Genomic DNA, 24,281 nt, shown 5'->3' with positions numbered 1-24,281 from the left:
GGGCGCTGCGGGGACGAGCAGAGGCTCAGCAGTCACACGAGCCAACGGGTCCCGCTCAGCGACCTGCCTCGCGAGCAGCGGCCACCCGTGCTCGGCCCCGGGTCGAAGCACTGCGACTTCGTAGGGGTCTGCAGGCGCTGCGGCGCGGTCGACAGGAACGCATACACCGAACACGAGTGGGACACCCCGGGGTGGGGCGGTAAGTGCCTTCGCTGCTACGGGAGATGGGTGGACGACTTCGACGGGGAATGACCGTCGTCGTACAGCCCACGGCAGCGGACGGTCAGATCCCGAGTGACGTCAGGGCTGCAGCGACCCGTTCCGGCACCCCCGGCGGGGTCGCGGCCCGGCGGCTTGGCGCCACTGACCAGGCGGGGTGTCATGGTCACTCGTCTCCGTCCAAGTCGGCTGCGGTGTTGCCGGCGTCGAGCTGGAGGTACGAGCGGCCGCCGGAGTACGGACGCGGGGACGTGATGGTGAAGTCCGCGGGCAGTGCGTCGAGCACGAGCGGGGTGGTGGCCTCGTCGGCAACGATGCGCGGCTTCAGAGGACGCCGCGAAGGGCAAGTAAGCGCCTGTTTCCGCATGCAGCGGTCCAGCACCGAAGAGGCCGAGGCCCGCCGGGCAGTACAACGGCACGCGCCACCCGCGTGGGCGCCGGATTGGCGTCCCGCCCCACGGGGTAGAACGGACGCCGGACGCCCTCCGACGAAGGAGAGCACCACCCCACCGACAGACCGGGAGCACCCGGCGATTTCGAAGGACAACGCATGGCCAGCGGCACCGTGAAGTGGTTCAACGCCGAGAAGGGCTTCGGCTTCATCCAGCAGGACGGCGGCGGACCGGACGTCTTCGCGCACTACTCCAACATCGCCGGCAACGGCTTCCGTGAACTCCTCGAAGGCGAGCAGGTCACCTTCGACGTGACCCAGGGCCAGAAGGGCCCCCAGGCCGAGAACATTGTCCGCCGCGGCTGACACCAGAAAATGCGCGCTGCCCCGCGAGAACCACTGTGTAGAGTGGCTTCACCGACGCGGGGTGGAGCAGCTCGGTAGCTCGCTGGGCTCATAACCCAGAGGTCGCAGGTTCAAATCCTGTCCCCGCTACTGACCGAAGGGCCCGGATCCGTCCGGGCCCTTCGTCGTATCCGGACTCCGGATCTCCCGGGGGTCAACATCTCCTCGCGTGCCGGGGCAGCTGACCGGACCCATCCACACCTCTGGCGTCACTCGGCCTCACTCCGTCATCGGCGGAGGTCACAGGAGCCGGGCCTGGCCGCACCGGGCCCCCCGGGCCCGGGCCGCAATCTTGGAGCGCGGTGAACTCTGCGTCGATGGCGAGCGCAGGGCACGCAGGTGCCGAGCGCGGCGGGGATGACGTATCCGGCATCGCGCCGACAGTCGGGGCAGGGGCGCCGTGCGGCGTTGGCCTTGACCAGAGCCGCCCGCTTCGTCTCGGTCATCGGGCGGACCGGTCGATCCACCCTCATCGTCCAGGACACTGCTGGCATCGTGAACGCTCGCCTTCGGCTGATCTTTAGCAGTCGCGTGGCCCGCCGGGACGGATCGTTGGACTGGGGTCCGGTGCATGGAGCCGGAGAACTGCCCCGCCTCCCGGGGGCGTCGCCGAGCGCTTCAATCTGCTCGCGCCCGGCGACGCCCGACGTTTGCGGCGGTCAGGCCGTATGGGAGCGGGTTGAGGTGATCACGACGGACGTGTAGGGCTTGGCTCTCACCTCAGGTGCCGGGTGAAGAACTGGGCCGCGTACTCCCCCGCGAACTGTGGGACGCCGGTGTGCCCGCCCATATTGGCGTGCAGGGACTTCTCCCTGGAGCCGAAGGCGTCGAACAGGTCTAGGGCTGCCTGCCGGTCGTTGCCTTCGTCGTCCCACTGCAGCAGGACGTGCAGCGGAATGGTGACATGGCGCGCTTCCTCGAACATGGCGCGAGGCACGAAACTCCCGGCGAAGAGACCGGCGGCCACGATGCGCTGCTCGACCACCGCAAGGCGAACGCCGATGGAGATCACTCCTCCCGAATACCCGACCGGGCCGCCGATCTCGGGCAGCGACAGGAGAGCGTCAAGGGCGGCCTGCCATTCCGGGACCGCCTTGTCGACGAGCGGGAGGATGAGGGCGTCGATGATCTCGTCGCTGACCGGCTCGCCTGCTTCCATAGCCCGGCGCAGGTCGGCGCGGGCCTGCTCGGCGGCGGCCCAACGGGGCCGGTCACCGCTCCCGGGAAGCTCGATGGTGGCCGCGGCGAAGCCATCCGCCGCGGCGTGCCGGGCCCGCGCCACCAGTCGGGGATACATCTTGTGCAGTCCGAGCGGGGGGTGGCCGAGCAGGATCAGCGGCACTGGTTCGGATGCCGATGCAGGCGTCCACAGGATGCCGGGGATCTCGCCGAGGGTGAATTCGCGTTCGAGGACGCCGTCGTCGAGGTGCTGTTCGGAAGTGAAGTGAAGGGCCATGGTCGTGCCTTTCAGGAGTGCGCTTGAACGGCGCTCCCGGACGACCTATCGCCCGACCGTGACCCAAAAGGAGAGCACCCATGTCGATACGTTCACGGGTACCACCTCCTCGTTCTCTCGCACGGCCTCCGCGAAACTAGCAGCGGCCGCCGAGGTCCGCCAAACGGTTTTTGCGCGGGCTCCGTGGCCGGATGCCAAGGAGTCGGACACAGCGCAGAGCTACTGGGCCTCATCGCGGCTTCCCGAGGCGAGGCCCTGCGGCGGTCGGGGCGCGCTGGAGGCGCTGTCGGGGCACGCTCATCGGGCAGCGGGGCGCCGTGCTGCTGCTGCTCGGCTACGCCTTCGCCGCCCACGCTCCGAGCAGGCCGCGCTCGACCAGACCGACGTCGTGGAGACCGAGGACGGCCTCCTGGTGACCGTCTACCGGCGCAAGCTCAAGCGGCACGAGGAGGTGGCGGTGCCCTACGGCTCCAACCCCGCCACGTGCCCGGTCCGGGCCGCCCGCACGCTGCTCACCGCCCTGGCCGCCGAAGGCCCCCTGTTCGTCCGGATCGACCGACGCGGCCGCATCGCGCCGCCCATGACCCGCCACGGCATGTGCGGTCGCTGCGCCAACTGCGTCATCGAGCACCCGCCGACGCTGTGCACCAATAGACGGCGCTACTCGAGCGAGTCCTGCCTTCAGTACCCCTATCTGACCGGTGCGTTCGCGGTATACGGGTACATCTACCCCACCTCGGGCCGCATCCGGGTGCCCGACGACATCTCCGACGACGTCGCCTCCGCCTCCTCCTGCGCTCTGCGCACCGTCGTACAGGGCTTCGAACGACTGGGGCCGATCGCCGGACACCAGACCGTCGTCGTCCAGAGCTCCGGACCGCTCGGCCTGTTCGCGCTGGCCATGGCCGTCACCAGCAACCCCGCACAGGTGATCGTCATCGGTGGGCCAGCGGGACGCACGGCAACCCGACCAGGCCCACGATCGCTCTCCCGCACTGAGGCCCACAGGCTCAACCACGTTGCGGCCGAAGGCTCGTGGCTCACTTCGCGAGCGCGATCTCCAGGGGGTCCGACTCTGGCGCGACGTAGTCGTATGTCGGGGAGTCGACGTGGCAATGATCGCTTGCACCCGCCTCGGAGGCGAAGCCCTCTAGGTTGTCGGCGAGGAGGTCGAGAGCTTCCCGCCCTCCCTTGATCCTCAGGACCTGGGCTTCCGTGACGATCGAAACGGTGGCCCGCTCCGGATCCTCCCGAAACGCGATCTCCGACAGCGACCTCTCGTAGGGAGAGGGGCACGGGTTCGCCGAGAGATCAAAGCTCCCGGCCTCCCCCCGCAGCAGCTGCCCGAACGCCAGCAGTCCTTGACGCGTCCCGGAGAGCTCAAGCTCTTTCGTTTCCCCGCTGTACAGAACCTGCAACATCACGTCCCCGCCAACCCGCCGATCGTACCGATCACCAAGAGGGATCGCCCCGCCGGCACTTCCGCCGCGGTCGGGTCTGCGGCTCTGTGGCAGATCTCAAACGCGGTCTGGGGCGCCAGACCGGCTGATCCCGGTTGCGGATCAGTCGCGGTAAGAGGCGAACGGGAGACGGCTGGGCGTCGAAGGCCAGCGCAATCGGCCGGGGTACCCGTCCTGCCCACGTTGGTCGATCAGCCGTGTGAGCAGCGCTGCGGGTCAATACACCCGGCGCAGCTTCGCGTTGATCTTTCGGGGGTATGAAGCAGGGCGGACGAAATGGAGCACGGGTTCCCCGCTGTCGAGCTGGAGGGTGCGTCCGCTGGGAGTGAAGCCAGCACGTCGGTAGAGGTGTTGCGCCTGGTCGTTGCTCTTGCCGGTCCAAACCTGGAGGTGTGCGTACCCCTGCTTGTGGGCGTGTCCTGCGATGCCTTCGAGAAGGAGTAGGCCCATACGTCTTCCCCAGTGGTCGGGGTGGACGAAAACCATGGAGATGTGGCACAGCTCCTCCAGCCGTGCTCCGTGGCCGTCTTGGTCGCGTCCCGGTTCGGCCAGGGCCATGCCGAGCACCTCATCACCGACCGCGGTCACCAGGACGAGGGCATCGGGATCGGTGAGCTTGTCTCTTACCCGGGCGATGCGCTGCTCGGTGGGCGGTCGTCCGCGCGCGGTATTGGCCTGGCGCCAGATGTCCACCGCAGCGGCGAGGTCCTCGCCGCGTGCGAGGCGTGCGGTGACCGGGGCGCCGAGATACAGGCCGCAGGAGCAGTCGAGAGCTTCCTCGGGGGTTCCGGCCGTGTGACCGGTCGGCAGGATGGCGTCCTCGTAGCGGCCGGTGCTGTCGGTGTAGAGGGCGAAACCCCACAGGTCGGGATCGCCGGTGTCGCGCAGGCGGCACAGCGGGAGTTCGTCGCCGTTGTCGAGCAGCGCGTCGAGGTAGGCGAACCCGGCGCGGTAGCGGACGCTGAGTTCGGTGACGGGCGGCCAGCGCCAGGCCCGCCCGGCAAGACGTTGTTGTAATGCTTGGGCCTTCACCGTGTTCTGGGTCGCCATGGCGTCCATCATGCCGGGGAGCCGGGCTGTCAGGATCTGCGGATCCATGGGCTGATCCGAGGGGGCACTGGCGCTGGCGAGTCCGTTCGTGATCGTTCTGGAGGCGGGTGAGCCGGCCCGGCTGGAGGAGATGGCTGCATCCCGGACGGCGCCGGCGGGCCCGGTCCAACGGGCCACGACGGTGTCGGCCTGCGCCGAAGGGATGTCGAATGCTGCGATAGCGCGACGGATCGGCCAGCACGTGGACACCGTTCGGGCCTGGCGCAAACGCTTCGCCACCGAGCGGCTGGCCGCTTTGTGTGACCGTCCCCGACCTCGTGGCCGTCCACGACTCAGCTCCGCCGACCGGCGCCGTGCAGGTCGCGTCGGTGGCCACCAGGCATTGACCTCCGACGGCACGCCCTCGTGGTGCTCAAGGTGGGCCTGGCAGTTTGGGCGCCCCTCCAGCGGCGGCAGTCCGGCGGCCTCGCCCGCATGCCGCATACCCCTCGGCCATTATCCCGGCCGGCCCAGGCCACAAAGCGGAGTGCGAGCCCGGACCGCTCGCGCTCTTGGTGGGAGCGGCGATCTCGCCAGAGTCTCACGGCGTGTCTTCTTCTGGCTGGTGGCCGAGGTGGTAGCCCAGACGCATTTCGTAGTCGCCCGGCTGATTGCGTCCTGCGGCGAGCGCGGCAGGAATCCTGCGCTTGGAGCCTGGCCAGCCGAAGGAGTGCATGTAAAGGTCATAGGAGGACTGCAGATCCTCTGCTGACGGCAGCGTGTACCGGTTGATTTGCTGCTTCACCGCGGCGATCGATTCCTTGTCGAACGAGGCGATCCGGCGGGCGAGCACGTCGACGAGCATGTCGAGTTCGCCGTCACGGACGGTGCGGTTGACCCAGCCGTACCGCTCGGCCAGTTCACCCGGGTAGTCGTCGCTGGACAGTGCCGCTTCCAGCGCGCGGGCACGGCCGAGCAGCAACGGCAGATGTTCAAGGCCGCCTCCGCCTGGCAGGTTGCCGTTTGCCGTCTCAGGCTGGCAGAACAGCGCGCGTTCACTGGCGAAACGCATGTCCATTGCCTGGATCAGCTCGCTGCCCACGCCTCTGACCCGGCCCCTGACCTTGGCGATCGAGACGACGGGCAGGCGTGACAGGCGGGTGCTGGCATCGATCAGCAGCGGGTATCCGCTCGCACCCAGTTCCTTGGGAGTCTCCGCGACTCGGGAGGTGTCGTAGTGGTTCAGGAAGTATTCGGGGTTCGCCGACTCAAATACGGCCACCCGCAGCTCCGAAGCAGTCTCCATATGGTCGACCAGTCTCGGAAGCTCGTTGATCATCTCCGGGGACACCAGGTTGATCGGTGGGCAGTCGAATGTGATCCTCCACAGACGCCTGGTCTCGGCCGTCACGGAGAAGTGGGTCCACTCATTCACAGATTCGTCTCCTTGGCTTGCATTCGCGTCGTCGGGAAGCAGGTTTACCTCGTCCTTGACGACCACGAACACACCCTCGGCGTCTTTCGGATCTTTCCCTCCGGAATTGGATGAAGCGCCGAACCGGCCGCACGCCGGTGACGGCAACGGCAGACTCATCCGCGATCCGCCGTTCTGTGGCCTTGTGTCTCGGGGCGAGGCCCGGCCTGTCCCTCTTCGTGGGCCTGCCAACGGGGACGCAGGCCACCGGCCTGGTCGAGGAGGCCGAGGGCAGTGTCGGGGCGGCAGTGGATGCACGGGCGTACATGCTGGCGCAGGGCGTCGATCGCCTGTTGCTGGGTCGCGGGGCGGCAGCGGCCGCTCCGGGCCGCGGCGTAGCAGTCGCCCACGTGCACGGCGTCGATGTTCGTGTGGTTGAGCCCGTACTGCACCAGCCACTGCGGCGGGGCCGGCCGCAGCTCGGCTCCCTGGCGGCGTTCCGCGTCCGTCGTTCTCATCAGCGATCCAGGAGTCGATGACGCGCAGTTGCCGCACAGCTCGCTGCTCCGCGACGCGCCGCACGAACCGCAGTGCGTCCAGACGCGTGAGCGGCTCTGGACCATCCACCTGCTGCCCGGCCGCCGTACACCTCCGCCTACCCTTAGATTCGAACAGGCGCTCTACTGGAAGCATGGCCCCGCGTCGACTACCTCTCCAGTACAGGGATAGATCCCGGGGGTCACTCAAGCCAGCAAGCGATTCCGTCCCCGGCCACGGATGGTCCGTCCGCGTCGCGGCGCCGGACTGTGACGACGCGACATCCTCGCGCAGCGGCTCCGCCGAGCACGGTTACTGTCGGAGCGACCGCAAGCCTGTACGAACGTCGTCGACGAAGTATTCAGGCTGCTCCCAGGCGGCGAAGTGGCCTCCCTTGGGGAGCTTGTTGTAGTGGATGAGGTTCGGATAGGCCTTCTCCACCCAGCTCTTGGGGGGCCTGTACATCTCGGTGGGGAAGACGCTGACGGCGACGGGGAGCTTGACGCCCTTGGCGCCGAAGAACGAGATCCCGGCCTGCGCGTTCTCCCAGTACAGACGGGCTGCAGAGACCGGCGTCCTGGTGAGCCAGAACAGCGTGATGTTGTCGAGGACATCGTCGCGCGTCAGCCCTTCGGGCTGTCCGGCGAAGGACCGGGAAATCATCTCCAAGCTCTGCCAGTCGTGGTCAAGCATGAAAGCGGCGAGGCCGACGGGTGAGTCGACCAGCCCAGCCAGAGACTGCGGGGCCGTGCCCATCTCGTAGGCGTACGGTACGTCCGCGTAGGCGGACCTGAGCTGCTCGACGGCTTCATTCTCTTCCGGACTGAGGTTTGTGTCGGAAGGCAGCGGCTGGCCGCCCTCGATCGCGGCCATGATGTCTGGCGGAACGGCGTTGGCCATGTTCGTGTGGAAGCCGATCAACCCTTCGGGCTCCTGGACGCCCATTTGTTCAGTGACGATCGCACCCCAGTCGCCGCCCTGGGCCGCATACCTCGTATACCCCAGACGCTTCATGAGCTCGCCCCATGCCCTTGCCATCCGTTTGGGGTTCCAGCCGGGCTCCGTAGGCTTCCCGGAGAAGCCGTAGCCGGGCATCGACGGCACCACCAAGTGGAAGGCGTCGGATGCGTTCCCGCCGTGGGCCGTAGGGCTGGCAAGGGGCTCGATGATTTTCAACTGCTCTATGACCGAGCCTGGCCAGCCGTGTGTCACGAGCAACGGCAGCGCGTCCTCATGCCTTGAGCGAACGTGGATGAAGTGGATGTCGAGCCCATCGATCTCGGTCATGAAGTTCGGCAGGGCCTTGAGCTTTCCCTCGACTTTCCGCCAGTCGTACTCCGAAGCCCAGTACTGCGCGAGTGCCTGAAGCGTCGCGAGCGGCGTGCCCTGCGACTGGTCCTTGACCGTTTCCTCCTCGGGCCAGCGCGCCGCCAGGATCCGCTGTCGCAGGTCATCGAGTTCCGAATCAGCGAACTCGATGGTGAACGGCCGGATCGTCGTGGGATCGGAAGTGTCGGACATCAGGTCTCCTGAAGGAGTCCGCGCGTGCCTCGCACGCGGGATCGGTTCACTGGGAGGTTGTATCGCTGTGTCCGGAAACGTCGCGCAGCGGCGTTTCCGCGGGTGGGCGACCCAAGGTCGACGACGAGGTCGTGGCACTCGTCAGCCATAAGGGCATCAGATCCCGAGCAACGGGCGGACGTGCGAGCATCCGCCGAAAAGACTATCAACCTCTATATTTATGCGCAAATTATATATAACGGAACTAAACGTGGTTCGTCGCGGCAGCGATGTCGCCTCCGTGGGCACCAGGGGCTGGAGGGGGCAAGCTGAGCAGTGATGCTGACCAGCGGCTGCGACGTTTTGTCGAAAAGCGGGAGGCCGTGGCGGCCCGCCTTTCTCGAGCAGCGGAACCGGTCGGCTTCTTCAGTGCGAGTGCGTGCCCTGCCTCACTGGTTCTTCAGACCCGGGCTTCGGCGGCAATCCTGCGATGATCATCGGCGATCTGTGCTGCCTGGGCCTCCGGCACAACGCCGCTGTCGAGGCCGCAGGTGCATTGCACCACGGCACATCCGGTCGGCTCGTACTCGACCAACCCTCCCCGAAGGGTCCTACTGCGGGTGATGCCGTGCAGGACAGTCACATGTTCCACCATGGCGCCCATGCTCATCGCCCGAGCACAGGCTGCCAACGCCCCGCCCGCCGAATGGCCGAATCACGGTCCGCAGCAGAATGCTCTACGGGCCAGCCTTCTACGAAGGGGCGAGCGCGCCGAATCCTATGGGCGCTGGCATCCCGGCCGGCTGCCCGAGGTGTGGTCAGTGAGAGGGGTAGTGGCGGGTACTCGTCAGAGCACACGGATAAGTGTGGTGGACGTCTGATCGAAACGGTCCGGCTCGTGGTGGCGGGCGGGCCGGACGGCATCCCGTTGCCGGTCCACACCGCCAAATGGCGACTGCGGCTGTGCAAGCACGTAGGGGCCGGGGAAGCCGTCCCCGCAGAGGCCATGGACCGGCTGGTCGACGCGGTCGCACAGGCGGCCCGCACATCGGCGCGCTGGGGCGCGGCTGTTCCGCCGGCTTTCGCGACGGCGGTGGTACGCAACGCCCCCAACCGGCTGGAGGTACTGAGCGCCGTCCGGGCCCGGACCGGAGTGGAGCTGTGCACGCTGCCTGGTGAGACGGAAGCCGAGCTGACCTTCCTCGGCGCTCGGCGCTGGATGGGGTGGCGGTCGGTGCCCATGGCGCTGCTGGACATCGGCGCCGGCACGCTGGAAGTGGCCTTCGGCCTCGGACTGATGCCCGACTTCGTGGCATCGCTGCCGCTCGGAGCGGGACGGCTGACCCGACTTCCTGCTGGACGAGGAGCCGCCCACGGCGGAGCAGTTGCGCGCGCTGCGCCGTAGGATCCGCCACCAGCTGCGGGATGCCGGCTCGCGGATCCGCTGGGAGGGGCCGCGGACCGCGGTCGTCACCTCGCGCACCTTCCAGCAGCTGAGCTGGCTGTGTGGCGCCGTGCCAGGACGGCAGGGGCCATTCACCGAACGGCAGGTGCGGCGCCCGACCTCAAGACGGCCGTGGAACGGCCGGCCGCACTCCCGGCAGCGGAGCGGGCCCTGCTGCCCGGGACATCCGCGCCGCGGGCCGCGCAAAGGCTGGCCGGCGCGGTGATCGCCCACAGCGAGGAAAATGACCGGGGTGAAGACGGCCACCGTCTGCCCATGGGCAATCCGCGAAGGCATCCTGCTCGCCACATCGAGGACGGCCCCTCCTGGTGGGCCGAAGTCTGCCGCCCCAGCCGCGAAGCCACACCGCCGCCGGGCCCGGTGCCACTACAGATCGCCGCCGCCACGCCCTGACCACCGGGAGCCGCGCTACCGAGCACCGCCCCGAGGACTCCTCTGAGAGCGCCGCCACCGCGGTTAGGCCACCGACGCGATCACACACACCCCAACAACTCGCCGGAGCGAGATGACGCAGTCCACGTAACCCGTCAGGGCCGGAGAACCGCCTGCCGGGCCGGCCCTGGCCCGCGGTGCCGTCCGGCGCGGCGCTTGCGCCGGATCCCGGAGCGGACCGCCCGGCTGCCTCGGGTGCAGCCGGTTGTCGGGCAGGGCCGCCGTCCCGTGCGAGTTGTGCGGGATGCCGGACGCGTGGACGCGTCCTTCTGTCGCGCGCTCGCGTCCCATCTCTCAACCCCCGCTAGGTCAAGTGGTGCTTCGCGGCGGCCGAGGCGCCGACCCCTGTACGGCGCGTCGGCCGCCCTTGAGTTCCCTACGGCAGTGAGCGGTCCCAGTACTTGTCCTGGTCCGAGTCGTAGAGGAGCTTGCCGTCGCTGTCGTACCCCTTGATGTGCGGTGCCGCCGTGACCTGCCGGGCCACGTGGCCGGCGGCGACGAACCAGCCGTGGTCCAGGACCGCGCGGCGGGTGGCGCCGCCGTAGGAGACCGTGACCTCGGCCACCGAGGGCTCGACCGTTCCCACAACCCCCCATCGGAAGGGGAGTTTCCAGCCGCCCTTGTCGGTGACAGGCGGCTGGAACAGATGGTCGGCGTTGGCTTCGGGCACGACCGGGCCCGCGTCGGGCGGATCAGCGTCGGCCGTGCCGGTGGTGATGCCGGAGGCCTTGCCGTCGTCGATGTCGCAGACCACCCGCATGCCGGCCGGCCGCTCCCGGACGCCGACGACGTGGAAGCTGTCGTCGGATCCGGACCCGCCCGGGTCCTTCACAGCCAGGATGATCCGGTAGTCCGCGGCCTCGCCCAGCAGGTCGCCTTGCGACGGCGGCCCTCCGCCCTCGGCGGTCAGGCACTTTTCCAGCCCGTCCGACGCCTGGGCGAAAGTGATCCCGTCGAGCAGTTGGCCGTCGGTGGCCGGCCGCTCGGGGCCGGCCACCGTCCTGGAAGGCGGCGCCGAGGCCCGCGGAGCGCCGTCCTGCGGCTTTTGCGCCGCCGTCTGCGCGCCTCGCTCCGCACTGCCCCCGAGCACGGCGTACGCCCCCGCCGGCACCGCGACCAGCGACACCAGCACGGCTCCTGTCACCGCACGCCGCCTTCGCTCTGCCAGACCGCGCCGCCGGATCGCCGTGTAGGGCGCCGGCGAGGGCTGGATGGTGTACGCGTCCTCGGCGAGCAAGTCGCGCATGTGGTTCTCGAATCCGCTCTCCCGTACACCCCTCGACTGGGCTACGCGAAAGGCTTCCTGCTCGTCACCGGGCCCGTTCACCTGTTACCTCCCTGTCCGCCGGAGACCGTTCGACCGGCGGCCAGCCCCGGATACGTACGCAACTTCGCCAAACCCTTGGAAGCCTGGCTCTTGATCGTGCCGGTCGAGCAGCCGAGCACCTCGGCCACCTCTGCCTCCGACAAGTCCTCCCAATACCGCAACACCACAACCGCCCGCTGCCGAGCGGGCAGTTCGGCCAGTCCCGCGAGAAGGGAGCCGCGCTCCTCGATACGACCCGCGCTCTCGTCCCGCCCAACAGTCTCGGGCGGTGCCGCGGTCAGGGACTCGGTGACGCGCCGCTTACGGAAGCGGTCGCTGTTGCAACTGACCAGCATTCGCCGGACATACGCTTCCGGGTTGTCGGTCCTTGAAATCCGCCGCCAGGACCGGTACGCCTTGGCCAGCGCGGTCTGCGTGAGGTCCTCCGCGTGATGTACGTCCCCCGTCAGCAGATACGCGGTCCGCACCAGCTGTGACCACCGGGCCCTGACGAATTCCTGGAACCGATCCTCTTGTTCGGCCTGCATCTGGCACCCTCCTTGCCCTCCAGACCACCGTTGCGGCGGATTCGGTTGCCCGGCGCCCTGAGGAGTGTCGACGTGACAGCGGCTCTTCACGATCTTCTTGCCCACGTCGACGTCCTGGCCGGCTGCGAGGACACCCGCGATGTACACGCACGGGGCCGCCTGACCGCCACCCGAAGGGCCGTAGTCCGAGTACGAGGTGTTGCGACGATCAGTTGAATCCGCCTTGCGACCCGGCGTCCGAGTGATGGATCACTTGCCTGGCCGGATCGGTTGTTGCTCGCGGTCGCCTTGCCAGATCGCCATCTCCAGGGCGTCCAGGACGAAGACGGTCTCCTTGACGGTGGCCGCCGACCGGCCGACGATCCGGCGGGAGAAGGTGTCCACGACGAACGCGACGTAGTCGGTCGCCGACCAGGTTTTGAGGTGGGTGAAGTCAGCCACCCAGCAGCGGTTGGGGGCGGCGGCGACGAAGTCGCTATCGAGACGGTCGGGAGCTCGCTCGACCTGCCCGCCGGGAAGCGTGGTGATCACACGTTTGCCGCAGACCACCCCCTGGATGCCCATCTCACGCATGAGGCGTTCGATGGTGCACCGGGCCACGACGTGTCCCTGCCGGTTCAGCTCACGCCAGATCGCCCGCGCAGCCGGACGGATTCCGGTCCGGCCCGCGCGAACCAGGCTCGGGAACGCTGGACCAGGTGCCCGCGATGCTCACCGTGATCTCACGGTCCGAGGACGTCGCGAGTTCGGAGCTGGCCGAACGGCTCTACGCCGGGCTGACCGGGGCCAGCGGCAACCTCGTGGTGGTGCTCGCGGACGACGGGATGCCGACCGTCTCCAACTTCGGCATCCGTAAAGGCTGGTGGACCCGGCCGCTCAGTCGTGACGGGCCAGCTTGACCGCTGAGACGAGCAGGATCTCGGCCAGCGCGGGGATAAGGACCGCGTCCGGGAACACACCAAGGAGCAGTCCACCCAGCACTGCCCCGGCGACCGAGCCTGCGGCCATGGTCGCGGTGAAGCGGAGGTTTGGCGCCAAGGACGGCGAAGCTGCCGTCGCGGCTGTAGCGGGCGAACGCGACCGGCATGGTCGGCAGAGAGACCGGCAGGGAGACGCTTCCGGCGGTATTGATGTACTCGCCGCACAGCAACACGATCGCCGGGATCAGCAACTCGCCGCCTGCGCCGCCCATGATCGCGGAGACGACGCCGATGCCGAACCCGGCCCTCAACTCCGGCGGGAATCTGGGCGCGGAGCGGCACCGCGAGGGTGTCCAGGGTGGTGGTGGAGGTGACCACCAGGGCCGCGCCATGAGCACCATCAGCGCCGCGCCTGCCCGTCCCCGGCAGAGGCCCTCTTCTGTGGCTGAGCGGTTCAGCTGACGAGGCCGTCAGCTGAACCGCTCAGCCCCATGCGGGTTCGGAGGTACGCCGGATCGTCTCAAACCGAACCGTACGGCCCCTCGGTTGCCTTCAGCCGCTGCATGGCCGTCAGCCGGACGGCGAAGTACACCGCGGCCGCCGCTGCGGCGATGTCCAGGACGTCGGCCGCCATCACCTGGAGCACGGCGTCTCGAACCTCACCGAGGGTTTCTGCGTCCTGGTAGCTCCGACCGGCATACCGGTTGAACAGGGTGGTGATGACGAACAGGCCCCACCACAGGTTCACCGGCCAGAAGGACACCTTGTACGCCTCGCCGTCGGCCGGCAGCCGCGTGCTGGCTCCCCACATGTCGACAGCGACCCGATAAGGCAACCAGAGGTTCGCGAGCGGGATGAACCAGGATCCGATCGCCCAACCGGGGCCGTTGCGGAACCGGTCCGGCCCGAGCACCTCGGCGTCCCGGCGCATCCAGTAGAACCAGGCGATGAAAACGATCGCGCAGGCCACGAACGTGACGGTCTGGAGCTGTCCTGCCGTCCGGTACAGCGCGTCGGCGCTGTCCAGCTCCTGCTGGGAAGCGAACACGAAGCCCTGGTCACCGTCGATGAGCGTGTAGGCCCGGACGCCGGCGTAGACGGCGAACAGGTCACTGAGGGCCACAGCCGAGAGCAGCGCCGACAGGCCTATCAAGAGAGCGCGCGGCGACCGCGGTACGCGGTTGGTCAACGCGGGACGCGGACGAAGATCGCTGGATGACATGACGGTGGCCCCCCCCGGGCACGAGAACGGAGTCGCCCACGGAAGATCGCGCGCCGAGGGAAGATACCCCGACCGTGGGCGGCCCGTCCATGGCATATCCGCAGGCCCGGCACAGCGCGGGGTGCGGGATCGAAGTCGGCCCACGTCGGCTGTTCAGTCGGCGACGCGCGCCGTCTGCCGCCACGGTGGACTTCGCTCACACGGTATTCGAATACCCCCTCACGATTGCCGCCTTGCCCGGTCCGTTCGTGCTCACCCTCGGCCGACAGCTTGCTGAAGATCCCTTTTCGAGCGCGCCCGACCCCGGGGTGCGGAAGGCCTCGTTGCGTGGGGTGGATGCGGCCCACCTGGTCCTCTCCGACCTCGGCCTGTCGGGATGCCTGTTCACCGGCACCGTGCACCTCCAACTCCGCCTGGAGGGCGCCTGCACCTTCGCCACGACCCCGCCCACCCTGGACTGGCGGCGCCGGCGACCCATGCGGTCACCGAGCGGCGCGTCCTGGCTGAGGAACACCACCGGCGCGCCAGCCAGCCAGGTCAGTACGGGGCTGGAACGTGGCGGTCCTCGGCGCGGGGCGTGCCGGGTCGTTGCAGCCGGCGCCGGAGTACTGGGCGCTGCGCAAGGCGTTCGAGGACGGCAAGCACGAGCCGGGAGCGGCGGACTTCTACTACGGGGAGATGGAGATGCGCCGCCACGCCGACGACATCCCCGGCAGTGAACGGGGGCTGCTGACCGCGTACTGGGCGCTGTCCGGCCAAAGAACCGCAGGCCGTCAATCACTGCTCCTGACAGGATTTCTGGCAGCGTCCATGGGCGAGTGGTGCAGTCGTCCGCTGCCACGCTTCCATGCTCAAGCAGCAGAGCGATCATCTGGTGAACCTGTGCGGTGCCGTCTATCCGCCCAGAGATGTCGATCTGCACCGCCAAAGTGGGGTGATGCCCGATGGCCGCTTCGAGGATCGCAACCTCCTCAGGATCCCAATCGGAGAAAAGGTAGGCGGTCTGCTCATCATCGATGTCGATGTAGAGGGCGCCGTCCAGGGTCCACGGATGACGCTGCTCGGGCAGATGCCTATCCAACGAGGCAACGGTTGCAGCTCGCTCACCTGTTGGAAATGCGAGAACAGTTCGCATGGGTGGAGCGTAGGCAGTTCAGCTCGGTGGCCACCATGGATTTCAGGGACGGTGCCCGACCGTCGACGTGGTGGTGTGGTTGACGGTGTCTGCGTCGGTCGGCATGCCGAGATCGACTGTGAAGAATCGGCGGGCCGCGCTTCGGCATCGAACTGGTCTTGGAATCCCCGTACGGGCGATCACGTCCGTTGCGTCGTTCGGCCAAGCCCCTTGTGCAGGTCCCGTGATGGCTGGCGCGACTCGGGACCCGTCCCAGAACAGCGTCCATAACCTTGATGACGTGACTACGGATGAGATACGCAGACCACCGGCGCCAGTCATAGCAGTGATCGCCCTCATGGCGCTGCCAGCTGCCGCCATCCTCGTGATCGCGATCGTGGTCTCCGCAACAGGCGAACCCGCCGGCCTCCTGCTCGCCCTACTCGCGCTCCTGCCCGGCGCAGCGGCCCTCGGACTGTGGCAGGGCAACCGCGGCGCCCGGGTCGTGGCGATCATGATCGGTGTGGCGGCCATCCCCGCCAGCAACGCCTCCGGCGTGTACAGCGGGCCGCCGATCATCTACGGGGCGACCGTCATCCTCCTACTGATTGCGCCCAAGTCGTCCCGCGCTTGGTTCACTCCTCACCGCTCACCAGAAGGAACAAGCTGAGAACCCCGTCCCGGATCCTGAATGAGCGGTTGCAGCACCTGCTCCCGCGTGGAAGCGCACACGACCGCAACGCCACGCGGCAACGCTGGCCACAGGGTGCGACGAACATAGTCCCCTCCTCGGCCCCTGCCTCCGTACCGTCCGCCACCGCAGGGGCAGAACGATACGGACGTGAAGTCCGTTTCGCCTTTCCTGACTGGCCTCGTTCACTACTAGGAGCTCTGGCACAGCTTTCGTGCCGAGTGACGCTCCGTTATGGCTGGACATCGAAGAGAGCGATGGGAGGTAGGGCCGGGGCAAGCACTGCGCGAAGGCGGGTAAGTATGGACCGCCACTGTTTCCGGTCCTCCGGGTCGACCCGGTTTGAAGCTGGCCCGTCGTCGCTGGCGATGCGGGCGAGGGCCCGCAGGTCGGCAGAGAACACGGGCATAGGTGTTTCCGGACCGTAGGACATGTCGACGGGTTCGCCTCCCGGACATTGCGCGGCAATGAGTGCAGCGGCGGCCACGCACTCCAGGCGTAACGGTACCCACGCGCCCGCCAGCCGTGTACGTCGAGGCCGCGACACAGGGCAGGACTAAACTCCGCGGGCCCCAGGAGACCTTGACCGACAGTGCGCCTGCGGCGTGGGCGCCGTGCCCTCACGGCGGCCCTGCGACTCGCCGGGCCGCCGTGTGCGTCTAGTGCCGCGTCAGTCAAGGGTTGCCGCAACAGGGCGAACCTTGACTGACGAGGCACCAGGTCATGGGGTCTGTCTTCGTTGCGCGGTGCCGGCCTGGCTGGAAGGCCGCGGTGGCCGCCCGGAGGGGTGCTGCCACCGAGAGATGCTGGATGCGGTGTTCTATCTGGTCGGCAACGGCATCAAGTGGCGGGGCGACGCCCGCAGATTTCCCGGCGTGGGACCAGGTGCATGCCTTCTTCCGCCGTTGGCGCGACGGCGCGTTGGTCACCGAGCTGCACCACCGGCTGCGCCGCCGGGTTCGCGAACGGGCCGGGCGGAACCGCCGGAGCCTCGGCAGTCCCAGACCCAGCCCTTCGCAGCGACGACCGTGCCGTTCGCCGGGCATTGTCACAGGCGCGCGCTAGTGTGCTGCGGGACATACACATAGCCCCGACCTGGGAGAAGGCTCGGATGGCCAAGTTGATCTACATGTTCAATGTGTCCCTGGACGGCTACATCGCCGACGCGGACGGCAATTTCGACTGGGCGGTGCCGGACGAGGAGTACTACTCCTTCATCAACGACGTGCTGCGGCCGGTCGGGACCTACCTGTACGGGCGCCGGCTGTACGACATGATGGCTGTCTGGGAGACCGACCCGTCCATCGCGGGCCAGTCGCCCGGGGCGCGGGAGTTCGCGGAGATCTGGCAGGCGGCCGACAAGGTCGTGTACTCCAGGACGCTGGAATCGGCCTCCACCACCCGGACCCGGATCGAACGGGACTTCGACCCCGAGGCGGTTCGGCGGCTGAAGGCATCTTCCGAACGTGACCTCACCGTCGGCGGGGCCGCCCTGGCCGCCCAGGCGATCGCCGCAGGGCTGGTGGACGAGTACCACCTGTTCGTCGGCCCTGCCGTGCTGGGCGGCGGCAAGCCCTTCCTCCCCGACCGGGCCCGGCTCCGCTTCGAGCTCCTGGACGAACGCCGGCTCACCAGCGGCGTGGTCTACCTCCGCTACCACACCCAGCCGTGAGCACTCGGTGGGCCGGGGCAGATCCGGTGCGCCGGGGTGCTCAGCCGCTCTGCCCCTGGAGAACCTGGCGGGCGATTCTCAACTGCCTGTCCCGCAGCGCGGTGCGGTCCTTGAGCACGCCGGGGTGATCGTCGAGCCAGCGCTGCTGCATCACGGCGAGTCTGGCGTAGGCGGTGCGCAGGTAACCGGTGTCCTGCTTGCAGTGGACGTCCGCCTTGGTTGCGGGGTGGGTGCGGATGTCCGCGTCGGGCGGCAGGGCTCTGATCAGGTCGAGGGGGTCTTTGGCCTGGACGCGGTTGGTGAGCATGCACTGCCGCCAGCTCTCGTTCGCCTTGCGGAAGAGAGCGTCGTCCTCGAGCCACTTGTACGCTGCCTGCTCCCCTTCGTTGAGCTGCATCCGCAGTTCCGTCCACCGCACCCGGCCGTTGCCCAGCATGTGCTTCTCCGCCTCGGCCTGGCAGCCTCTCGCCGGCATGGTCACCTTGAGCAGCTTGCCCTTGACGGTGATCTCGTTTCCGGGTTTCCCGTAGAGGGCTCGGTTGAAGGCTTCCCCTTGCGGCTGCTCCGGTGGCGCCTTCGTCTGACTGTCCGCCCCGATCTCTTCGAGGGTCTCGAGACCGAACGGAGTCGGGCGGGACACCGCCGCGTCACCCGCCTTCGCCACGGGAGCGGGCTTGAGGGTGAATCCGCGCTCGGCCATGCAGGCGACGAGGACCTGTTGCTGGGCGGTCGCGATCTGTTCGCCGCTCCGGGTCCAGGCGTAGAGCTGGGTGTAGATCGGCGGACGCAAGCCTTGTTCGGCCAGCGCGGCCGGGGACGGCGGACGATGGGGGCGGGGTTCGGGGTGTTGGGCTCTCGCGTCGGTGAACGCCCAGATCGTTGCGCCCACGGTGGCGGTCAGGACGCAGGCGACGAGGTGCCGGCGAGTGCCGTGGAAACTCAGTGCCATGTGAATCCTGTCGAGGTCCGGAACGTGCGGGCCCGGATTGCGCCGGGCCCGCCGTTCACCGAGGTCAGAAGCAGTCGGTCGACGTGCGGCCCGGGAGCGTCAGCCGGCTGGCCCGGTCCCGGAGGCCGGAGGGCAGCGGATCGCCGCTCTGCCTGCCCGGCTGGTCGACGGTGGAGGCGGAGTTGACGTAGTGACCGGGGTTCAGGCAGAACAGGAACCCCGTTGCGTTGGTGTTGTCCCAGTAGTGGCTCTCGTAGTTCCCGGTGCTTGAATTGCTGGCCGAGTAGACGTTGTTGTTGACCGAGCGGTTGAGACCGTTCCCGCTCACGTTGAATTCGTCGAAGGTGTCGTTGGAGAAGTCCGGATCGGAGTTGAAGAAGGACTGCCGTGCGGAGTTGACGTCCAGGTAAAAGACGCAGTGGTAGCCGTCGTCGCAGTTGGGGCCGGCGGCCGAGGGGGACGCGCCGAGCAGTGCGAACGTGGCGGCCATGGCGGCCACTCCTGCGACTGCCGCGAGCTTTGTACGCATGTGCTGTCCTGCCTTCCCAGTGATCGGCTGATGGGTGTTCTGATCGCTTCTCGAGCTGAACCCGAGCTTCACGCTGTGTCCTTTCGCCTTCTCTACGACTCCGACGTCATCTCCACGGCGGGGGGTGCCTGTTGGACTGGTCGCCGTCGTTCTGAATGGGCGCACCCATTCCTTCGTTGATCGGAGGGGGCCCATGAGCCGGTGGGCCCGGTACGGGAAGCGATCGTTGTGAGACGCGGTATAGGGCCCGTATAAGTCCTGATGGGGATGCGTGCGGCAGGTGACCGGGCGTGGCTTCGGACGGCTGCGCATCGCGGATCTTTGGGGCATGCGGCCAGGGGGTGCCGACCCGGGAGGCCGCACCAGGCGACAGTCCGCTGATCCACGTCAGTGCGGCGTCATGCGTCGGTCGGGCGGGCAGAGGAGGGTCTGCGTCGGGAGGGCTGGTGTACCTTCGGGCCGCCGGCGTTGATCCGTGAAGCCTTGGGGGCGGCCGAGTGGAGTTGGGGATTCTGGGGGATCTGGCGGTCCGTCGCGGAGGCTTGCCGGTCGACATCGGGTCGCCCAAGGTGCGTCTGCTGCTCGCGGTCCTGCTGAGCAGGCCCGACCGGCCCGTGCCTTCGGAGCTCCTGATGACCGCGCTGTGGGGCGAGCGACCGCCGCGCTCGGCGCGTAAGAACCTGCAGCTGTACGTCCATCTACTACGCAAAGCCCTGGGCCCGGAGCGCATCGAACGGCAGGGCGACGGCTATCGCGTGGTGGCGGGTGATGCGCTGGACGCCACGCGGTTCGAGCGCCTGGCCCTCCAGGCGGAGGAGGCCCTGCGACAGGGTGAGACAGCGGGCGCGCAGGAGTTGCACGGTGAGGCGCTGCGGTGCTGGAACGGGCCTGCGTTCGCGGAGTTCCTGGATATCGAAGCCGTCGCGATCCGGGCGGCCCGGCTGGAGGAGCTGCGTCTTGCCGTGCATGAGCGGTGGGCCGATTGCGGTCTGGCCCTCGGCAGGCATGCCGAGGTGGTCGTGGAGCTGACGGAGCTGCTGCCCCGGCATCCCTTTCGGGAGTCGCTCCGTGGCCAGCTCATGACGGCCCTGTATCGCTCGGGCAGGCAGGCCGAGGCGTTCGAGCTCTACCGGCGGACCCATGCGCTGTACGGGACCGAACTGGGCGTCGAGCCCGGCCCGGGTCTGCAGCGCCTGCACCAGGCGATGCTCCGCGGCGATGAGGGCCTCATGCCCTCTCCGGTCCCCGTCGCGGCACTGGTGCCGGTCGGGGCCAACCCCTATCGGGGCCTGCCGGCGTTCACCTCCTCGGATCATGACCGGTTCTTCGGCCGCGACCGGCTGTGCGGGCTGCTGTGGGAGCGCGTGGAACGATTCCCCGTGGTCGTCGTGTTCGGCGCGTCGGGATCGGGGAAGACCTCGCTGCTGGCGGCGGGCCTGCTGGGCCGGATCCGGCGGGATACGACCGCTCGGTGGCAGCCGGTCATGATGACGCCGACCGACCAGCCGGTGAAACAGCTGGCGGCCGCGCTCGCCGAGCACGACCGGCCCGCCGGTCAGGTGCTGCTGGTGGTCGATCAGTTCGAGGAATTGTTCACCGTGTGCTCCGATCTCACGGTACGGGAGGAATTCGTCGCCGGGCTGTTGGCGGCGTCCCATGCCGGAACGAAGGTCGTGCTCAGCGTCCGTGCGGACTTCTTCGTCCAGATGACCGGGCTGAGCGAGCTGGCGCCGGCGCTGATGAGCGAGGCGCAGCTGCTGGTCGGTCCACCGTCGGCCGCGGAACTGCGAGAGCTGATCGTCCGGCCGGCGGACCTTGAGGGCTGCTCGGTCGACGCCGATCTGCTGGCCACCGTGGTGGCGGAGGCCTCCGGCGCTGCCGCCGCACTTCCGTTGGTTTCCCACGCGCTGCGGGAGACCTGGCGCAACCGGGCCGGACGCACCCTGACCCTCGCGGCGTACGAGGCAGGGGGCGGGATGCACAGTGCGATCGCCCAGACCGCCGAGCACGTATACGCCGAGCTAGGTCCCGCCGAGCAGGACCTGGTGCGCCGACTCATGCAGCGGTTGATCAGCCTGGACGAGGACGGGGTGCGGGACAGTCGGCGGCGGGTCCCGCAAACCGAACTCGACGGGATGGGCCCGGCCGCGGCGGTCGCGGATGTGGTCGACGAGCTGGTGGCGGCGCGCCTGGTGGTCGTGGACAAGGATCGGGTGGAGATCGCCCATGAGGCGCTCATCGTGGCGTGGCCCAGACTGCGGGCCTGGCTGAGCGAGGACCGCCGGCGCCTGGTCGTACGGCAGCGGCTCACCGCCGCGGCCCGAGTCTGGCAGCAGTCGGGGCGGGACGCCGGAGGGCTCTATCGGGGCTCCAGGCTGGCCGAGGCGCGCCCGCACCGCTCGGAACTGAACCTTCTGGAGCGTGAGTTCCTCGACGCCAGCGAGGAGCTGGCCGAGTCCGACCTCGCTGCGGCGCGGCGCCGGGTCCGCCGGCTGAGGGTCCTGGCGGTGGTGCTGGCAGTGCTGCTGGCGGCGACCGTGACCGGGGGCGGTGCCGCCTGGCAGCAGCGGCAGGTCGCACAGCGCGAGCACCTGACCGTCCTGGCTCATCAGGCAGCGCTCACGTCGCGCTCGCTGGTCGCCACCGACCCGGACGTCGCCCGGTCCCTCGCCCTGGCCGCCTATCGGCTGCATCCCGACGCCGACACCCTGGGCGCGGTGATCAGTACGTCGGCGTCGGCGCAGCCCAGCGTCGTACTCAACACGAACGGGCCCGCGTCGTTCGGCCTGGCCCTGTCCCCTCACGGCTCGTCGGTGGCCGCGGCCACCAGCGACGGCACCGTGGAGCTGTGGGATCCGAAACGAGGCAGGAGGCTGGCCTCCTTCGCCGAGCATGTCGTCAAGCCGCTCCCTGAGGGGTTCTTCGCGCTGAGGGTGGCCTTCGACGCCGACGGTACCCGGCTTGCGTCCCTGGCCCGGTTGAACAATCCGAAGCAGCCGACCGGAGGCTCGGTCGTCGTGCGGGAGGTCCGGTCGAGGAAGGTGCTGTTCAAGCAGGTCGTGTCCGGCGACCTCAGCAACGGTCTGGCCTTCAGCGCCGACGGCACGGTCGTGGCCTACGGCACGGGCAAGGGCACACGGGTGTCCACGCTGGGCGGTGGCAAAGCCGTGTTCCTGCCCACCGGTATGCCCGCGGCACTCAGCCTGGCCGGCGATCAGCGCTCGCTCGCCGTCACCCGTACCGACGGGACGGTGGCCGTCTGGGACATCGAAACCGGTCGCCGTCGCTTCGAGCTGAACACCGAAGGCGCCCAGGTGGCCCGGTTCGGCTCCACATCCGATGTCCTGGCCACGGCCTCCGAAGAACACGGCATCAGGTTCTGGCGGCTGACCGGCCGCTCGGCCCGCCAGTTCGCCGACCTCCCGGTGCAGACGGCCTTCCCCTGGATGATCTCCGCGCCGGTCGGTGACCGGATCGCGATCGCCGACGAAGAGGGCATGATCTCGATCTGGGACTACCGGCGCCGCGAGCAGATCGCCCGCCACGCCGACCGCTACCGCTCGGAGACCATGGCTCTGGACCTGGCACCGGACGCGAGCACGGTGGTCTCGGGCGGCCTGGGACGCACCATCGTGGTGCGCCGGACGGCCCTTCCCTTCAGCGGTCACGGCGGCGCCGTGAACGACGTGGATGTCAGCCCCGACGGCCGGCTCGTCGCCTCCGCCGGCGACGACAGGTCCGTACGGATCTGGAATGCCTCCGGTGCTGCCGAACGGCTGCTGGGCGGACACTCCGACCATGTCAAGGCAGTCGCGTTCAACCCGGACGCCACGGTGCTGGCGGCCGTGACGCGCGACCACACCCTGACTCTGTGGAATCCGTCGACCGGGCGGCGCTACTCCACCATCGCCTTCACCGGTATAGGCACCGGCACGGACGTCGCCTTCAGCCCGGACGGCGGCACGGTCACCGTGATGTCCCTGGGAGGAACATTCCGCTGGAGGGTCACCGACCCGGCACACCCCCGTCCACTGCCGGCGCCGGAAGGCCCGCGCACCTCCACCGCCATGACCTACCCCGCCCGGGGCGGCCTCCTCGTCGCGAGTACACCGGCCGGCGGCATCGCCGTGTGGAGCACCGCCGACGACCGGCTGGTGAAGGCCTTCCCGGCCACGCAGGGGTCCACGCAGGACATCGCGGCCACTCCGGCGGGCGATCTGATCGCCACCGCCGGCTCGGACCACACGGTGCGCCTGTGGTCGACCCGGACAGGGAAAAGCCGGGGCACCCTGACCGGCCACACCGCAGCGGTCGGCACGCTCGCCTTCAGCAGGGACGGACGCCTCCTCGCCTCGGCAGGCGAGGATCACACCATCGTCGTCTGGGATGTACGAACCCACCGGCGCATCGCCACCCTCACCGGCCACTCCGCAGACGTGCAGGGCTTGGCGTTCACCCCGGACGGAACCCTGCTGTCCGCGGGAGCCGACCAGCGCATCATCCACTGGCCGCTCACCGCGACCGAAGCAATCCGGCGCATCTGCCGAGCCACCGCCTCACCGCCCACCGCGGCACAGCTCGACCGCCACCTCCCCGGCCAGGACACCGGCGCGCTCTGCCCGCAGCCCTGACCCGGGCACGCCGCCGGCGCGGCGTGCTCCCCTGTAGCGGTCCGTGCCGGGCACCACCGTCCAGGGCGGCCGGGTGACCTTCGCAAATACCGGGGCTATACCGACGCAGGGCACGCTCAGCGCATCCGGTCGCTCCCCCGCCGGCGAGCTCACGACAAGGGCCGTACATGGCTGCCCCCACCTCGGCCCTCATCGTGACCGCCATGCGGGCGACACACCACGACCGGACGCGTCCGTCCCGCAGCAACCCAACCACAGCGGACGGGCACCTGCCGTCCCAGCGCCGCCCGCACACCCCGCCCCAGACACGCATGAACTCGGCACCAGAGAAGGAGACACGTTGACATCCCTCATCCGCACGCTCAGCCCAGGGCTGCTCGGCAGACTGCTC

Annotated in this window: 20 protein-coding genes, 1 tRNA gene and 2 pseudogenes; 9 read left to right on the top strand and 14 right to left on the bottom strand. The window is 68.8% G+C overall.

What is annotated here, in order from left to right; all coding sequences use genetic code 11:
* The first annotated feature begins 769 nt into the window (after positions 1-769).
* Positions 770-976, top strand: a complete 207-nt coding sequence (locus ACIP2X_RS07375) for a cold-shock protein (RefSeq protein WP_399905897.1) — start codon at positions 770-772, stop codon at positions 974-976.
* 55 nt (positions 977-1,031) lie between these two features.
* Positions 1,032-1,105: transfer RNA gene (locus ACIP2X_RS07370), tRNA-Met, on the top strand.
* Positions 1,106-1,730: 625 nt separating this feature from the next.
* Here the strand turns inward: ACIP2X_RS07370 and ACIP2X_RS07365 are convergent.
* The 3 genes from ACIP2X_RS07365 to ACIP2X_RS07355 form a co-directional block, all read right to left on the bottom strand.
* Entirely contained in the window at positions 1,731-2,471 is a 741-nt protein-coding gene (locus ACIP2X_RS07365) for an alpha/beta hydrolase (RefSeq protein WP_401668625.1), read from the bottom strand.
* Between the two features lie 1,040 nt (positions 2,472-3,511).
* Positions 3,512-3,892 carry a hypothetical protein gene (locus ACIP2X_RS07360; RefSeq protein ID WP_401668623.1) on the bottom strand — a complete coding sequence of 127 codons (381 nt, stop codon included), beginning with the start codon at positions 3,890-3,892 and terminating at the stop codon, positions 3,512-3,514.
* Positions 3,893-4,147: 255 nt separating this feature from the next.
* Positions 4,148-5,029 carry a GNAT family N-acetyltransferase gene (locus ACIP2X_RS07355; protein WP_401668621.1) on the bottom strand — a complete coding sequence of 294 codons (882 nt, stop codon included), beginning with the start codon at positions 5,027-5,029 and terminating at the stop codon, positions 4,148-4,150.
* Between the two features lie 82 nt (positions 5,030-5,111).
* On the opposite strand from ACIP2X_RS07355, the pseudogene ACIP2X_RS07350 reads away from it, so the two are divergent.
* Positions 5,112-5,318: pseudogene (locus tag ACIP2X_RS07350) on the top strand (helix-turn-helix domain-containing protein); the annotation flags it as partial.
* A gap of 243 nt (positions 5,319-5,561) precedes the next feature.
* Here the strand turns inward: ACIP2X_RS07350 and ACIP2X_RS07345 are convergent.
* From ACIP2X_RS07345 to ACIP2X_RS07330, 4 genes are all read right to left on the bottom strand, one after another.
* A complete protein-coding gene (locus tag ACIP2X_RS07345) occupies positions 5,562-6,554 on the bottom strand; it encodes an enoyl-CoA hydratase/isomerase family protein (protein ID WP_401668619.1) in 993 nt (330 codons plus the stop codon).
* The gene (locus ACIP2X_RS07340) at positions 6,551-6,892 is read right to left on the bottom strand and encodes a DUF6233 domain-containing protein (protein WP_401668617.1); all 342 of its coding nucleotides are present in this window, start codon (positions 6,890-6,892) and stop codon (positions 6,551-6,553) included. Before ACIP2X_RS07340 ends, ACIP2X_RS07345 begins: the two co-directional genes overlap by 4 nt.
* A gap of 331 nt (positions 6,893-7,223) precedes the next feature.
* A complete protein-coding gene (locus tag ACIP2X_RS07335; protein ID WP_401668614.1) occupies positions 7,224-8,432 on the bottom strand; it encodes an epoxide hydrolase family protein in 1,209 nt (402 codons plus the stop codon).
* 439 nt (positions 8,433-8,871) lie between these two features.
* Positions 8,872-9,081, bottom strand: a complete 210-nt coding sequence (locus ACIP2X_RS07330) for a hypothetical protein (protein WP_401668612.1) — start codon at positions 9,079-9,081, stop codon at positions 8,872-8,874.
* A 163-nt stretch (positions 9,082-9,244) separates the two neighbouring features.
* On the opposite strand from ACIP2X_RS07330, the pseudogene ACIP2X_RS07325 reads away from it, so the two are divergent.
* Positions 9,245-10,269, top strand: a pseudogene (locus ACIP2X_RS07325) (Ppx/GppA family phosphatase).
* Positions 10,270-10,684: 415 nt separating this feature from the next.
* Here ACIP2X_RS07325 and ACIP2X_RS07320 read toward each other — a convergent pair.
* From ACIP2X_RS07320 to ACIP2X_RS07310, 3 genes are all read right to left on the bottom strand, one after another.
* Complete coding sequence (locus tag ACIP2X_RS07320) at positions 10,685-11,554, bottom strand: hypothetical protein (protein ID WP_401668610.1); 870 nt, start codon at positions 11,552-11,554, stop codon at positions 10,685-10,687.
* Between the two features lie 77 nt (positions 11,555-11,631).
* Positions 11,632-12,162 (bottom strand): SigE family RNA polymerase sigma factor, encoded by a 531-nt coding sequence (locus ACIP2X_RS07315; RefSeq protein WP_401668607.1) that lies wholly within the window; start codon positions 12,160-12,162, stop codon positions 11,632-11,634.
* 249 nt (positions 12,163-12,411) lie between these two features.
* Positions 12,412-12,795 carry a DDE-type integrase/transposase/recombinase gene (locus ACIP2X_RS07310; RefSeq protein WP_401668937.1) on the bottom strand — a complete coding sequence of 128 codons (384 nt, stop codon included), beginning with the start codon at positions 12,793-12,795 and terminating at the stop codon, positions 12,412-12,414.
* Between the two features lie 74 nt (positions 12,796-12,869).
* On the opposite strand from ACIP2X_RS07310, the gene ACIP2X_RS07305 reads away from it, so the two are divergent.
* On the top strand, positions 12,870-13,061 hold the full coding sequence (locus tag ACIP2X_RS07305) for a hypothetical protein (RefSeq protein ID WP_401668604.1): 192 nt from the start codon (positions 12,870-12,872) through the stop codon (positions 13,059-13,061).
* On the opposite strand, the gene ACIP2X_RS07300 is transcribed toward ACIP2X_RS07305, so the two are convergent.
* On the bottom strand, positions 13,039-13,200 hold the full coding sequence (locus ACIP2X_RS07300) for a hypothetical protein (protein ID WP_401668602.1): 162 nt from the start codon (positions 13,198-13,200) through the stop codon (positions 13,039-13,041). The genes ACIP2X_RS07305 and ACIP2X_RS07300 overlap by 23 nt on opposite strands.
* A gap of 47 nt (positions 13,201-13,247) precedes the next feature.
* Here ACIP2X_RS07300 and ACIP2X_RS07295 point away from each other — a divergent pair, with 47 nt between their 5' ends.
* Positions 13,248-13,544 carry a hypothetical protein gene (locus tag ACIP2X_RS07295; RefSeq protein WP_401668600.1) on the top strand — a complete coding sequence of 99 codons (297 nt, stop codon included), beginning with the start codon at positions 13,248-13,250 and terminating at the stop codon, positions 13,542-13,544.
* Positions 13,545-13,602: 58 nt separating this feature from the next.
* Here the strand turns inward: ACIP2X_RS07295 and ACIP2X_RS07290 are convergent, their stop codons facing one another.
* Complete coding sequence (locus ACIP2X_RS07290) at positions 13,603-14,205, bottom strand: DUF4328 domain-containing protein (protein WP_401668598.1); 603 nt, start codon at positions 14,203-14,205, stop codon at positions 13,603-13,605.
* Between the two features lie 1,514 nt (positions 14,206-15,719).
* Between ACIP2X_RS07290 and ACIP2X_RS07285 the strand changes: the two genes are divergently transcribed.
* Positions 15,720-16,088, top strand: a complete 369-nt coding sequence (locus ACIP2X_RS07285) for a hypothetical protein (RefSeq protein WP_401668596.1) — start codon at positions 15,720-15,722, stop codon at positions 16,086-16,088.
* A gap of 1,132 nt (positions 16,089-17,220) precedes the next feature.
* The gene (locus ACIP2X_RS07280; RefSeq protein WP_401668593.1) at positions 17,221-17,781 is read left to right on the top strand and encodes a dihydrofolate reductase family protein; all 561 of its coding nucleotides are present in this window, start codon (positions 17,221-17,223) and stop codon (positions 17,779-17,781) included.
* A gap of 40 nt (positions 17,782-17,821) precedes the next feature.
* On the opposite strand, the gene ACIP2X_RS07275 is transcribed toward ACIP2X_RS07280, so the two are convergent.
* Positions 17,822-18,730 carry a hypothetical protein gene (locus tag ACIP2X_RS07275; protein ID WP_401668591.1) on the bottom strand — a complete coding sequence of 303 codons (909 nt, stop codon included), beginning with the start codon at positions 18,728-18,730 and terminating at the stop codon, positions 17,822-17,824.
* A gap of 64 nt (positions 18,731-18,794) precedes the next feature.
* On the bottom strand, positions 18,795-19,220 hold the full coding sequence (locus ACIP2X_RS07270; protein WP_401668588.1) for a hypothetical protein: 426 nt from the start codon (positions 19,218-19,220) through the stop codon (positions 18,795-18,797).
* 581 nt (positions 19,221-19,801) lie between these two features.
* On the opposite strand from ACIP2X_RS07270, the gene ACIP2X_RS07265 reads away from it, so the two are divergent.
* Positions 19,802-23,890, top strand: coding sequence for a BTAD domain-containing putative transcriptional regulator (locus ACIP2X_RS07265; RefSeq protein ID WP_401668585.1), 4,089 nt, complete (start codon positions 19,802-19,804; stop codon positions 23,888-23,890).
* Positions 23,891-24,281: the final 391 nt, after the last annotated feature.

Origin of the sequence: Streptomyces sp. NPDC089424 (genome assembly GCF_044749345.1) — a bacterium.
Classification (GTDB): Bacteria; Actinomycetota; Actinomycetes; order Streptomycetales; family Streptomycetaceae; genus Streptomyces.
Note: the sequence above shows the minus strand (reverse complement) of the source record. Positions and strands in the feature narration are given on the sequence as shown.

Bases quoted from the DNA above. Each gene is read 5' to 3' on its own strand.
- ACIP2X_RS07280 (WP_401668593.1), top strand. From the start codon at position 17,221: ATGGCCAAGTTGATCTACATGTTCAATGTGTCCCTGGACGGCTACATC.
- ACIP2X_RS07355 (WP_401668621.1), bottom strand. From the start codon at position 5,029: ATGGATCCGCAGATCCTGACAGCCCGGCTCCCCGGCATGATGGACGCC.
- ACIP2X_RS07320 (WP_401668610.1), bottom strand. From the start codon at position 11,554: ATGCGCGACTTGCTCGCCGAGGACGCGTACACCATCCAGCCCTCGCCG.
- ACIP2X_RS07345 (WP_401668619.1), bottom strand. From the start codon at position 6,554: ATGAGTCTGCCGTTGCCGTCACCGGCGTGCGGCCGGTTCGGCGCTTCA.
- ACIP2X_RS07295 (WP_401668600.1), top strand. From the start codon at position 13,248: ATGGTCGGCAGAGAGACCGGCAGGGAGACGCTTCCGGCGGTATTGATG.
- ACIP2X_RS07330 (WP_401668612.1), bottom strand. From the start codon at position 9,081: ATGAGCATGGGCGCCATGGTGGAACATGTGACTGTCCTGCACGGCATC.
- ACIP2X_RS07375 (WP_399905897.1), top strand. From the start codon at position 770: ATGGCCAGCGGCACCGTGAAGTGGTTCAACGCCGAGAAGGGCTTCGGC.
- ACIP2X_RS07270 (WP_401668588.1), bottom strand. From the start codon at position 19,220: ATGGCCGCCACGTTCGCACTGCTCGGCGCGTCCCCCTCGGCCGCCGGC.
- ACIP2X_RS07360 (WP_401668623.1), bottom strand. From the start codon at position 3,892: ATGTTGCAGGTTCTGTACAGCGGGGAAACGAAAGAGCTTGAGCTCTCC.
- ACIP2X_RS07315 (WP_401668607.1), bottom strand. From the start codon at position 12,162: ATGCAGGCCGAACAAGAGGATCGGTTCCAGGAATTCGTCAGGGCCCGG.
- ACIP2X_RS07275 (WP_401668591.1), bottom strand. From the start codon at position 18,730: ATGGCACTGAGTTTCCACGGCACTCGCCGGCACCTCGTCGCCTGCGTC.
- ACIP2X_RS07305 (WP_401668604.1), top strand. From the start codon at position 12,870: ATGCTCACCGTGATCTCACGGTCCGAGGACGTCGCGAGTTCGGAGCTG.
- ACIP2X_RS07335 (WP_401668614.1), bottom strand. From the start codon at position 8,432: ATGTCCGACACTTCCGATCCCACGACGATCCGGCCGTTCACCATCGAG.
- ACIP2X_RS07365 (WP_401668625.1), bottom strand. From the start codon at position 2,471: ATGGCCCTTCACTTCACTTCCGAACAGCACCTCGACGACGGCGTCCTC.
- ACIP2X_RS07340 (WP_401668617.1), bottom strand. From the start codon at position 6,892: ATGAGAACGACGGACGCGGAACGCCGCCAGGGAGCCGAGCTGCGGCCG.